This is a genomic window from Paenibacillus pinistramenti, from assembly GCF_005869875.1.
GTDB classification, from domain to species: domain Bacteria; phylum Bacillota; class Bacilli; order Paenibacillales; family Paenibacillaceae; genus Fontibacillus; species Fontibacillus pinistramenti.
In genome coordinates, this window is the sequence record NZ_VAWG01000017.1 from 1 (window position 1) to 12220 (window position 12220).

The 12220-nt window shown below is 43.7% G+C and carries 7 protein-coding genes; all 7 read left to right on the forward strand.

What is annotated here, in order from left to right:
• Positions 1-596 (forward strand): IS256 family transposase (locus tag FCN15_RS15880; protein ID WP_203232166.1); only part of this gene is annotated, 596 nt, incomplete at its 5' end.
• A 107-nt stretch (positions 597-703) separates the two neighbouring features.
• Positions 704-1549 (forward strand): hypothetical protein, encoded by an 846-nt coding sequence (locus tag FCN15_RS15885; protein WP_162515384.1) that lies wholly within the window; start codon positions 704-706, stop codon positions 1547-1549.
• A 277-nt stretch (positions 1550-1826) separates the two neighbouring features.
• Positions 1827-4511, forward strand: a complete 2685-nt coding sequence (locus FCN15_RS15890) for a DEAD/DEAH box helicase (protein WP_162515385.1) — start codon at positions 1827-1829, stop codon at positions 4509-4511.
• 2 nt (positions 4512-4513) lie between these two features.
• Entirely contained in the window at positions 4514-7270 is a 2757-nt protein-coding gene (locus FCN15_RS15895; RefSeq protein WP_138495980.1) for a DEAD/DEAH box helicase, read from the forward strand.
• An 87-nt stretch (positions 7271-7357) separates the two neighbouring features.
• Positions 7358-8431 (forward strand): PD-(D/E)XK nuclease family protein, encoded by a 1074-nt coding sequence (locus FCN15_RS15900; protein WP_162515386.1) that lies wholly within the window; start codon positions 7358-7360, stop codon positions 8429-8431.
• Between the two features lie 39 nt (positions 8432-8470).
• A complete protein-coding gene (locus FCN15_RS15905) occupies positions 8471-10732 on the forward strand; it encodes an McrB family protein (protein ID WP_138495982.1) in 2262 nt (753 codons plus the stop codon).
• Positions 10707-12209 (forward strand): DUF2357 domain-containing protein, encoded by a 1503-nt coding sequence (locus tag FCN15_RS15910; RefSeq protein WP_138495983.1) that lies wholly within the window; start codon positions 10707-10709, stop codon positions 12207-12209. The genes FCN15_RS15905 and FCN15_RS15910 overlap by 26 nt, the downstream gene beginning before the upstream one ends.
• Positions 12210-12220 lie beyond the last annotated feature (11 nt).

A 12220-nucleotide genomic window follows, 5' to 3' on the forward strand; every position in this document is an offset into this window, starting at 1 on the left:
CCATTGCTCCAACAGAGTCTGCTTACCTATGGAATGATCTCCTTCAAGATGTGAAAGCACGCGGCACCGAAGAGGTTTTGCTCTTTATCTCCGATGGTTTAAAGGGCATTGTGTCTGCCATTGAGCAGGTTTATCCTAAAGCGAAATACCAGTCTTGCTGCGTCCATGTATCATGCAGCATCGCCCACAAAGTACGTGTAACGGACCGGCTTGAGATCTGCCATGATTTTAAAGCCGTATACCGTGCGGAGAGTGAAGAACAAGGAAAGGCCGCCCTAGAAGAGTTCTGTACCAAGTGGAAATCCAGCTATCCCAAGGTTGTAAAATCTCTGCAGGAAAACCCCTATATCTTCACATTCTACAGCTTTCCTGAGTCCATATGGAGAAGCATTTACTCTACGAATCTCATCGAGTCGTTTAATAAGCAGATTAAGAAGTACACCAAGCGCAAAGAGCAATTTCCACACGAAGAAGCACTGGAGAAGTTCTTAGTTGCTCAGTTTGAAGATTACAACCAGCGATTTGCAACTCGTTGCCATACCGGCTTTGACCAGGCACGCGCTGAACTTCTAGCAATGTTCACAACCACCGACTAAACAACGGCATCTACAAGAAATGGTTTTTCTATTTACACAAATTTCTTGACGCTACCGATTTTCCAGATTGGATGGAGCCTATCATTTTAAAAGAACATTTTTTAAAATTGAAAAAACATTATGAATTAATTTCGGATGAAGAAAAGAATGAATTAATTGAATCGTTTAATATGAATACCCAGATTGAAAGAATTTGTAAAAAAGATATTAGGCCCATTTCTTATGATGAGTTATTAAATAACGCAACTACTGAATTTATAAAGTGTATAGAAAGTATAAAGTTAATTCAAGAGTATCTTTATGATAATTTGCTCAAGCTCAAGTACTTTAATGATATAGCAGTGACATTTAAAAAATATTATGAAAGTTTTTATGACAAATCTATCGAGTATGTTTGCCCATTTTGTGGACTTGATAGTTTGTTAACTTCTAAAGATTTGTATAGAGAGGCATTTGATCACTTTCTTCCAAAATCAGTATATCCATTTGTTTCATTTTTAAGAGAAAATCTCTTCCCTATTTGTTATACTTGTAATTCATTGTATAAAAACAATAAAAACCCTCATGATTATGGAAAATCATTCTACCCTTTTACTACAGAAATTAATGATTGCAAGTTATCATTTGAAATAGTTTCCGGCGTAATTGAAAAAACAGAAATAACTAGTAATTGTTTTCAAGAAGAGATAGAGACTTGGAATGGTTTATTTGAAATAAAAAATAGGATTAATAATTTTGCCGATGTTAATTTGAATGGATGGTTATCAAATATAACAGAAGTTATGGATATTTACGGTGTTGATTATGAGCACGCAATAAAAGCTGAAATAAAGTTATGTAAGCCTATAATGCAGGATCATAAATTTGTTAAAAAAGCTGCATTAGAAGCTTTACAAGCAATAGAAGAGGATAATACTAACACTGAGGAAGATAAAATTTTGCTCACATCGTAGCATCGCTGCCTGCTTGTTTGAATGTATTCGATTGATTAAATTGAAGCAATAAGTCCAGAGTTAATAAGATGAATTTTACGATAAAAGCTACACCCAAACAAAGTGAGTATTTCCTTTGTTTGGGTTTTTTTTGTTGTTGTTACAGGACTTAATGCCTATATTGTCGAATTATCAATAAAGGAATTTTCTCCATAGGAACGTATATTCGATGACAACCTATTGTCTAATCATTATGTTTAAATATGATCAACAGACATTAGCGATGGAGGGATTAGGTATGGCATTTCTGAAATGCTCGGAATGCACCAATATGCTAAAGGCAATTCAAATTTCCAATAAAATCAGCCAAGTTGGGGAGCAACGATTACTTGAATATTCGCCAACCGGGATTAAATGCTCAGACTGGACTCCCGTAATTGAAAACCTCCGAGGATTCGCAGAAGGAATTTACTGTCCGTCTTGTTTTGCTATCGTTCCTCTAGAGAAAGAAGAATTTGTACTATGTGAGGATAACCGAATTCCTGGCGTCGTAAGTCATGAATTTTCATCAGAAGATGTACTGAATAAGCTGAAGAAGTTGGCCGAGGAAGAGGCCGCTGAGATTTATGTACATACACTTCCTGCCAAAGAGGCAACTTTTGCAAATATTCCTGAATCTACACCGGAGCCCATTAAGGACGCCTTATATCGAATGGGAATTAAGCAGTTATATTCACACCAAGCAGAAACGGCCGATGCAGTCCATTCTGGTTCTAATGTTGTCTTGGTCACTTCAACGTCATCCGGAAAGACGTTGTCCTATAACCTGCCGATTCTTAGTCGTTTATATAACCATCCCGAAGAACGTGCGTTATACATATTTCCAACCAAAGCGTTAGCAAATGATCAGTTGGATCAAATTAGGCGTTTTGGCTTACAACAGGCGGAGAATCCTTCTTCCCTGGATGAGTGGTTTGAGACCCAGTTGCATTTGGGAGATCGTCTGATTCATATTGGTCGGCTGGATGGGGATACCGAGAATGGGCCGCGGCAGCGAATCATGGAAAAAGCACAGGTATGGATGACGAATCCGGATATGATTCATTACTCCATTCTCGGGCAAGTTCAGAAGGTGAAGTATGCGACCGCGCACCACATTCGAAATTATCTGCAGAATCTCAAATTTATTGTGCTTGATGAGATGCATATGTACCGCGGCACATTCGGAAGTCATGTCGCATTAGTACTCAGACGCCTGCTTAAGGTTTGCCGAGAGCTTGGTAATGCACACAAAATCCAGATTATCACGAGCTCAGCAACGATTGAGAACCCTGCTAGATTAGCAGAGGATCTTACGGGGCTAAGTGGCTTTACCCTCATTAATACAGATGGTTCCGCCCATCAGAAGAAGGGAATCGTCCTCTGGAATCCTGGCATGTCTGCCGACGAACAAGTCCGCCGCGCGCCTTCTACCGATGCGATTACGATGGCGAAACAAATTATGACTGTGGATCAGAAGGTGATTAAGAGCATTATTTTTCAGCCTTCTCGCAGCCAGACGATGGTATTTACCCGTTATATCAAAGACGTATTGCGCCAGCCTCTCCGACTACCTAAGGAGAAAGTGGACGGAGAGAAACTCGCGGCTTTTTATACTGGAATCCTACCGAATGATACCCGTAAACGAATTATTGAGCGGCTCAAGTCCCACGATATTCATGTCATTATTACGACCAATGCCCTTGAAGTCGGGATTGATATCGGTGATCTGAGTCTCGCCGTACTTGTTGGTTATCCCGGATCGAAAGCGGCATTCTCCCAACAGATTGGGCGCGTAGGCCGCAAAGGCGAGGGAGTCGCTGTCTTGATCCTGCAGGACGAACCGCTTCAGCAGTATTACATGCGAAACCCACTGGAGTTTATTCACAAGGCTCCGGAAGTAGTTCGAATTAATCCAACAAATTACAAGTTGTTGGCTTTGCATATTCCCCTACTGAGAGAAGAGCTCGGGAGAGAAGTCACGAAGGAAGACTTGCAGAACATGTTCCCCGGATTAGTTGAAGACTATATCGAGACTGTTCTCCAAGTTGCCGCATCAGCGAATCAAGAGGAAGTCGTTGATAAAAAGTTTAGCCTTCGATCCATCTCCGGGCAAAACTACAGCGTCACCATTCGGGGGCAGGATCAAACGATCGTTGACGGTCTGGATGAATGGAGTGCTCTTCGTGACTTTCATGAAGGCGCGATCTATTGGACTCCTGGAGAAAAAGGCTATCGAGTAGACTCTATCAATCGCAGAAAAGGCGAAATCATTCTATTGCCTATTCAAGAACTAACTTATTACACCCAATCTACTTATCGTGATGCCATCGATATTATGCAGACTTACCAGAAGCAAAATATCGAAGGAATCGATATGGCCTATGGTGAACTGGAGATCAAGCGGAGCGTCTTCGGTTATAAAAAAGTTTACTTCGGACAGAAGCATGAATCGGAGCAGGTTCAATTGGATCATCCGTCCGTCACCCGATTTACACCCGAAGGAATGTGGGTTACATTAACGGATTCCCAATGGGGTCATCTGAAGAATAACATCCAGGAATGGGTAGATGAAGGCAGACCCGTTGATCTGTTGGGCGAAGGCTCTCTTCACGCTGCAGGTCACGCTATGACTTCCGTTATTCCTGACCTCATTATTTGTGACGCGAATGACTTTACAGGTTTTTCCGCGAGTGCAATGACGGCTTTTGCTAATCGACCTGTTATCGGATTCTATGGGGAGAATGGGTCCGGCCTCGGAACCATCGAGGCGATTTACGAGAAACTCCCTCATGTGCTACGAAAAGCGCTTGAGCTTATTGAGAGCTGCCCTTGTTCTGAAGGATGTCCTAGTTGCGTCCAGCTCCCCGATAAAGGGAATATTGAATTGTTCAAACTTGGGGCCAAAATGCTGCTGAAGATATTGATTGAAGGGATCGATTAAGAATGCCTGTAATCTGCTCTTCTTGTGGAGGCCAACGGCCATACGGAGACTTTGTCCAAATCGGTTATAAAGCTGATCCGAAAGGATATTACCGTTATATCGATCAACGTGCAAACGGGATTCGCATTTCGGAGTGGCGCTCAATTGAACCCGATATGGAGTCCTATATAAACAAACAAGCTGGCGTTTATTGTACGCATGATGGATGTTCAATCTTGGACGGGATGTTGACACCGGAAGAAATGGAAATGATCTCAGACCGAAGACTTCCCGTGCAACAAGCATTCGATAGTGATATGCTCGTCCAGAACTTGCTTGAAGTCGGAAAACGTATCCGAAGCGACGTACATGTACATCAAATTGATGCCAATCAAGGTGCTTATGCTGACCAAATCCTAATGCCCAGTTGGTTGCAACGGAAGCTTCATTCTCTGGGGATCATTAAGCTGTATGAGCATCAAGGAGAAGCCATACAGAACATCCGGGAAGGACGCAATGTCGTTCTCTGTACGAAAACCGCATCGGGAAAATCATTGGCTTACAATGTTCCCATCATGGAAAAATTGGTATCTGATCCGGACGCGTGTGCGTTATATTTGGCTCCGTTCAAAGCATTGGTCGAAGATCAGTTTACCCATTTGAAAGAATGGGCCGATGATATAGAAGAGCAGGGAAATAAAATTTCGCTTAATGGATTTTCGCGATTCACTGTGAATGAACAACAAATATCTGTTGGACTTCTTCATGGGCAGCGGAACGTTCCGGAGCATATGAGAAAAGATCAGGCGTCTAGCTTCGTGTTCTCTGAGGGGCGCTATTGGCTGACCAACGTCCACTACCTGCACTTAATTCTTCAAGGAGCAGGCTCATCTACGGGAAGAGGTTCCCAGCTATTGCGCTTTTTGCAGAATCTTCGGTATGTGGTTATTGATGAGCTTCATCAGTACTCCGGATTGTTAGGTTCAAAGGTTTCTTTGGTCCTTCGCAGATTAAGAATGTTATGTGACAGATTGGGGAATAAAAACGTCCAGTTTATTGCCTGCTCGGCTACCATTGCTAATCCAAAGTATCTAGCTGAAGAATTAACAGGAATGCGTGGACTGAAAGGATTTCATGAAATATCGGGTGTACAAGCGCCAGTAAAGAAAAAAGCGATTTTGATGTGGAATCCTGGCTTATCAGACGATGAGCAGAAGAAAAGGGCTGTTGTTTCCGATCTCTATGAAATTCTGCGCACGATCTACAAGGATGGAAGATGGCCAAGAAGTATCATCTTTACAAGCAACCGCCAACAAGCCCAGCTTTTAAGTCGTGAATTAAACATGATCTTGCGCAGCCATCTTCATGATCATGGCGGGCTTTCGGCAGACGAACCACATGAGTTTTTTCTGCCGTACCATGCATACCTCACGCAAGAAGTTAAAGAACGAACCATACAAAAACTTGAGCAAGGCGAGATCCTTGGAGTGGTCACTACTAGCGCCCTAGAGGTCGGAATTGATGTGAAGTGTCTGGATGTATGTATATTGTTGGGGTATCCAGGTTCTCAGGCCTCCTTTTGGCAGCAGGCTGGTCGTGTGGGGCGCAGCAGAGACGGTGTGGTGATTATGATGGTTCAGGAAGAGCCATTGCAGCAATACTTTGCCCGCAACCCTGAAGAATTCTTTACGCTTTCGCCTGAATCAGCAGCAATCAATACAACGAATCCCAGGCTATTAAAGGAGCATCTCGCATACGCAGCTCACGAACTGGGAGGAACGTTGACGAATGCTATGAATTATGTTCGCTCTTCGGCGCTTCGCAAGGTGGTTGCGGAAGCAAGCGACCAGTGGCAGCAGATTGAAGGGAAACTACACTATCAAGGAGAAACACCCCGGTATCAAACTTTGTTCACTATGGGCGATACCTATACGGTTGTAACCAAGAACGGGTGGAATGAGGACATTCTATTTCAAGGTGTGGATGGACGTTCCTTGATTCGAGATTATCACGTAGATGCCGTATTTCTGGGACCTGACAATCGTACCTTTTATAAGGTCAAGTGGGTCAATAACAGGCAACGCAAAGTGGTTGTAGAGCCAGTAAGAACGGATTACCATACTCGCGGAATTGTTCGTGATAGCATTGAAATCCATGATATAACCAATCCTCTGATAAGTGACGCGGCGATCAAATCCAATCTTGGAAACATCATCGTAAAACGAAGTACATTTGGCTACAAAAAAATCTACAATCACGGCGCAACGCCTCCCGAAACCGTGCAATTAACAAACACATATCCTGTCAGTTTTCAAACCGAGGCGTTTTGGTTGATGTGGGATCACCAAGGAAGGGATGAACTTAGAGGTCTGCTCGAGGATGTGCAGAATCGCGAATCCATTGACTTGGAGACTTTGGTTGAAGGAAGCCTTCATGCCGTTGAACATGCCATAGCATCTGCGATACCGGCTGTTGTAAGGTGTAGTATGGCTGATTTTCAGCACACCTCTTTTTATTCTGGCTCGGCCTTGTTTGGAATGCCCGGGATGTTCTTCTACGACAGCCAAGCAGGAGGCGGTTCGGGTATCGTCGAGGTTGTTGCGGAAAAGTTCGGGGTTCTCTTGGATAAAGCCCAACAGATCATTAGCAGCTGTGGTTGTTCAGACGGCTGTCCATCGTGCATTCAGTTATTTCATTGTGAAAAACAGAATGAGCCGCTGCATAAGGCTGGGGCTTTGTTGGTAATCAAGCATTTACGAAAATCTTTCGGATATCTCTAAAGCAGTTGCTCAATATATATCCGTCCGAAGTGTATCTGCATTTCAAGAGAAACCTGGATCGTGGAATATTATGAGAAGGAGCGTATGATGAAGAGTGTATTTTCCCGACTATTTCGGGTGTTGAATAACAGTAATAGTCATCCTCACGAGGACTTCTTAACTGAAGTGTTCGCCGAACTTCTTTGTGATCAGGAGACGATGATTGATTTTCTTGAGAATGTATTAGAAATACCGGTGCAGGAAGTGAAGCATTCATCCATTCAAACACAGGTGATGTTTCCGGCTTTGCCCCATCATCAGATGGATAGCCGACCGGATATGGCGATACGATTTTATGAAGGACAGAAACCATATGTATTGTTCATCGAAAGCAAGCTAGGATCTCCGGAAGGAACGGATCAGCTGTCGAGATATGCGGATCAACTCAGCGTACTCACTAGTCAAGGAACAAAATGCTATCTGATTTATTTAACCCAGTATTCTGATGAAAAGGATGCTTCGCTCGTATTAGCGAATCACAAAAACGTAGTTTTCAGGCAGCTGCGGTGGTTTCACATTTTCAAGTGGATCAAGCAGTTGGAATTGGAGAATAGCTACGCGTCCAAAGTTTTGGATTATATGGAGGAGATCGGATTGGAAGATAATCGGCAGTTCACACCTGTTGACGTGTATGCTATTCAAAACATGAATCGGCTGCAGCGCATGATGGACGAGTGCATGGATGGGATTGTAGACGGTGTGATGACAGAACATTTCGGTAGGGCACTTCAGCAATATAACCGTTATAACCAGCTAAAGTATCTGGAACGATACGTTAAGGCTAGTGAACAAGAAGGGCGAGCCACCGAGGTGGCTGTAGGTTTTTATTTAACAGATGGAGATTATCCCATGGTTTCCGTTGTTTATGAATTCTGTCCACGACGATGCTCAGACGTTCCTAGCGTTGTGGCAGCCATGCAGAACTTTATTGCTAAACATTCGGGCTGGGAAACTTTCGATTTAAACACTGACGCAGAATGGCAAGGGATTTCCTGTGACCGTAGTTTAGTCGAATTTCTTCATCATGAGGATCACATCAACGAAATCCAAAAATTTTTCCTCGAGAAATTAAATGAGCTTCATGAGATCAAGATTAACCATCCGGACTTGTACTGGAAATAAATGTCGCAATACTAAAGCGGAGACGACCTGGAGGCAACCATGAATATTACCCAAATTGAAGAAGCCTTAAATATTCCCGAAACATCACTGCGATGTCAACGTGTGCTGGATGAAGTACAGCCTGTACTTCGTCAGCTTATGGACGAGTTTAAAAACAAATATGCGAATGCCGCCCCGGAATTGCTCGATTACCATGTCCATACATATGAAGCTACTCTCCGTACTACGATGCACGATGCTCGGAATCCGAAATATTCGAATAAGAAGCAAGATTCGGATATTGGTAAGAAGGCGTTTGTTGAAATCATTGATAAAAAGTATTTTCAAACCGAATATGGGGTATTGTCTCTGGAAATAAACGGGTTAGAAAAGAGGATGAAAATTGTTCTTTCCAGTAACTTTTATCCATTCTGGGAGGCCATCAGAACGCAGGGAAATACCAAAGAATTAACGGAGGTCATAGAGTCTATATCAGACGATGTACATATTCAAGTCAGCGATAAAGACACCCCCTTTCTTTCAAAAATCGAATTGCTTCCCTACCTTCAAAAATGTGTCGACGAGAAGAGAAAACCATGGTTATACTTTGGTACATTTATAGATTTTGATCAAATTCCTGGTAGAGAAGAACTTGTTGATTTAGTTTGGAATACTTGGATCAAACTAGAGCCACTCCGTGTTTTTGTACGCAAAGAAGCATCCAGTCATGCGTTATCACTGCAAATTTTGGAGTTATTTAATAAGCATCAGAATGATTTCTCGATTACGCTTTATGGCAAAAACTATACAGTTAAGTTTGATGAGTTACAGGAGGTTAAGGCAAATGACCGTCGTCAAATGTACAGTATATTGGATAAAGGACAGTTGCTAGCCAAAATAGCATTGTATAGCTTTTTAAGAGAACCTAACGAAGTTATTGGCGTTAAAATTGATGGTCGAGGTCAAATTTATTCGAATCTTCGAGCTTTACATGGTTCTGGAAAAGTAGAGTGGTCGATTTCAAAAAGCTTTTATTCCCGCGGCAAAGAGAACTCAGCTGATATGAACAAAGCACTTCAGTCAAAAGCAATGGAGGTGTTAACTCAGCATGGGTTTCAAGTCAGTGGATCTTCGTTTTATGTAGGAACATGGGACAATGACTCCATAAATTTCGTCGAGCCAATTGCTGACGTGAAGAAGCGATTGTTTATCGCAGGGGCACTATTAGCAGATTGTAGCGGGAAAGTATTTTTTCCGAAAGATAATATCGAATCTATACCTGAGCCAGACAATGGACTTGAAAATAATAATGATGATCCGAATGAAGAGGTATTTCAGCACGATTTTAACCTGAGCGCCATCCTGTCCAATGTTCGCGAGAGTCCCTTCACCTACCCGGACGCCATTGTTCGGGACTTCCATTTGAACCTAACGAGCCTGGAGGATAAGCATTTTGTCATCCTGAACGGGATATCCGGTACGGGGAAAACAAGACTTTGCTTGCTCTATGCAAATGCTGTGTATGGCAAAACGTACGACGCGATGAATCCGTATTTGAAAGTCATTCCGGTTCGGCCGGATTGGACCGATTCTACGTCATTATTCGGTTATTACAGCGCTCTGGAAAAAAGATATGTTCGGACGCCCTTCCTGAACGCCGTGCTTCAAGCTATCCAGGAAGGAAAGCCGATGTTCATTGTGCTGGACGAGATGAATCTGGCCCGCGTCGAATACTATTTGAGTGACTACTTAAGTGCGATTGAATCGAGACAGCCGATTCGTCTGCATACGGAAAGCCATATTACAGAGGTTCCGCAGGAGCTCCAGATCCCTCACAACCTGTATGTTATAGGCACGATCAACGTGGATGAGACCACGCATAGCATCTCGGATAAGGTGTTGGACAGAGCCTTCGTCATGACCTTGTCGGATGTCGATCTGGATCAGTTCTGGAACGCAGCGGAGTCAAAGTATAAGGTCGCCTTGCAGGAAGAATGGAAAATGCTTCAGGCACTTCATGTAAAGCTAAGCCGGTATGAGCTTCATTTCGGTTACCGGACGATGAATGAGATGCTCCGCAAGCTGTACGCCAACGAGGAACTAGATTCGGATATTCGCATGGAGAAGAAGGAAGCAGTCGATCGCGTGATTGCCGAGAAAGTGCTGCCCAAGATTCGCGGGGATGAGCGAATTGATGCTTTGCTCACCGACTTGATCGATTGGACAGCCGCGTTATTCGGCGACGGATCGGAGTCGCTCTATCATTTGCTGCGCATGAAAGGAGAACTGGATCGTTATGGCGCTACCCAGTTCTGGAGATAATCCTGAATTCTACTGCTCGGACACGGGGATATGGACTCCGATTGATAAAATGCGATTTGAGGAAGCGCGAGTCTATCGCTGGAGAACGTCGTACCGCGAGCCATTCCAATTTTTTGCGCTTGGCATGCCGATCTCGATGGTGCGAACGGTAACAGGCTGGGAAGGCGAATGGACGGCGCCTTTCCAGTCTGGCTTGCTGACTTTCACAATTGAACAAGCTGAACGAATAACCCATGAGACATACTTGTTTCCAGACAAGCGGAAAATAACCGAAGCAGACTACACGCAAATGATAGCGGATATTCTTGCGGAAGCGGAGGCTTGTTTTCAACATTGCGGAGCTTTTCTGAAGTTCGATAACAAAGGTTTCGCTCGAAAAACCTCATTGGCGCAGTGGGATTATATCGATCGTTCCTTTTATCGGCTGCAGCAATGGTTTCGAGACATTCAAGCCAGACCGCTTCGCAGGCTGACCACGACTGATCAATGGATTCGCAGAGAAAACGTGAAGCATGTGACGCCGGCGCTACTTGCTTGGTCGGAACGACATCCAGGCAACGGAATGAGTCGAGAAATTCCAGTTCCCGAGCTCGTATGGTCTGGTGTGCGCGAGGACACGTACAGCGTATATGAGAACCGAGTGTTGCTTCGGCAACTGCTCGAGCTACAGCATCTTCTGCGTGAGTACCAGAGCGTATCCATGGATGCGATACGATCCAAAGCCTGTTATTATCTTGATCGTGTGAACGGGTGGCTTCGCGCTTCTTTTCTGCAGCAGCTACAGCCTCACGCTGGCCCGGTCGTCGTATCACAAGTGTTTCGCAAACATCCGATCTATCGGAATTGGTTTTCTTGGTTTCAGCAGCTCTATCAATTTGATGAGTACTCGATCGGATTTCAAAACTCGATTCCTTTGAAAGACACGTATCATCTTTATGAAATATGGGTCTTTATGCAACTGGTCAAGATACTGCGGGAAAACGGCTCATTGCTCGATTCTTCCGATCTCTTTACCCTTGAGCAGGATGGTCTAGTCTTGAATTTGTCCGAGAAAAAAGAGAGCCGAATTAAGCTGGTTGGCGGCACCACTCTTGCTTATCAACGAAGGTTCAAACCGTCAACGCTCGATTTCGTCACGTATACGCATGATATGATCCCGGATATCGTTCTTGAGGTCAAAGGGCAATTGTTTATATTTGATCCAAAGTATCGCGTCGATCGCAATCTACCGATGGCGCTAGGAGAAATGCATAAGTATCGGGATGGAATCGTGCGATCAACTGATGGCAGCAGGGCGGTAGAAGAGGTATATATTATTACGCCTGCAGACGGTAAGGAAAATTCGATTCTGTTCGGAGACGACTATATGAAGAAGCATCGCATGGGGGTATATACATTAAAGCCGGGCATGTGGAATAAGGAATTAGCGAATAAGTTAACGAATATCATGAGCGAATCCGTAGAGGTACTGATTTGAAGCGGAGAGGA

Excerpts from the sequence above, each read along its gene's own strand:
- FCN15_RS15890 (WP_162515385.1), top strand. The coding sequence starts at position 1,827 with ATGGCATTTCTGAAATGCTCGGAATGCACCAATATGCTAAAGGCAATT.
- FCN15_RS15905 (WP_138495982.1), top strand. The coding sequence starts at position 8,471 with ATGAATATTACCCAAATTGAAGAAGCCTTAAATATTCCCGAAACATCA.
- FCN15_RS15910 (WP_138495983.1), top strand. The coding sequence starts at position 10,707 with ATGGCGCTACCCAGTTCTGGAGATAATCCTGAATTCTACTGCTCGGAC.
- FCN15_RS15900 (WP_162515386.1), top strand. The coding sequence starts at position 7,358 with ATGAAGAGTGTATTTTCCCGACTATTTCGGGTGTTGAATAACAGTAAT.
- FCN15_RS15895 (WP_138495980.1), top strand. The coding sequence starts at position 4,514 with ATGCCTGTAATCTGCTCTTCTTGTGGAGGCCAACGGCCATACGGAGAC.